This window comes from Bacillus sp. LR--39 (genome assembly GCF_053613335.1).
The window spans coordinates 1-531 of sequence record NZ_JBSIOT010001522.1 but is presented as its reverse complement, the minus strand read 5'-3'; the positions used below and the strand labels follow the sequence as shown (position 1 = coordinate 531).

The 531-nt window shown below is 44.3% G+C and carries 1 protein-coding gene; it reads left to right on the top strand.

Going from position 1 to position 531, the window contains the following annotated elements:
• Nucleotides 1-531 (top strand): glycosyltransferase family 2 protein (locus ACWHAR_RS31545; protein ID WP_452088988.1); only part of this gene is annotated, 531 nt, incomplete at both ends.

The window sequence follows — 531 nt, the reverse complement described above, 5'->3', positions numbered from 1 at the left end:
ATTCATGAAACCTATCAGCGCTTAAAAGAGGTCATGGATCAAACGAAGGAAAACTACGAGCTGCTTTTTGTCAACGATGGCAGCAAAGACCGCAGTATTGAGATTTTAAGAGAGCACAGCCTGATCGATCCGAGAGTGAAAATTATTGATTTTTCAAGGAATTTTGGACACCAGATCGCCATTACGGCGGGTATGGATTATGCACAGGGGAATGCAATCGTCGTCATTGACGCCGATTTGCAGGATCCTCCTGAACTGATTTTAGATATGATTGAAAAGTGGAAGGAAGGCTATGAGGTCGTGTACGCCGTGCGGACTAAACGAAAAGGGGAAACCTTTTTCAAAAAACAAACCGCGGCTATGTTTTACCGGCTTCTCAGCGGTATGACAGATATTGATATCCCGATTGATACGGGGGATTTTCGCCTCATGGGCAGAAAAGTCTGTGATGAAATGAAGAGATTAAAAGAAAAAAATCCATTTGTCAGAGGGCTAGTCAGCTGGGTGGGCTTTAAACAGACAGCGGTCGAG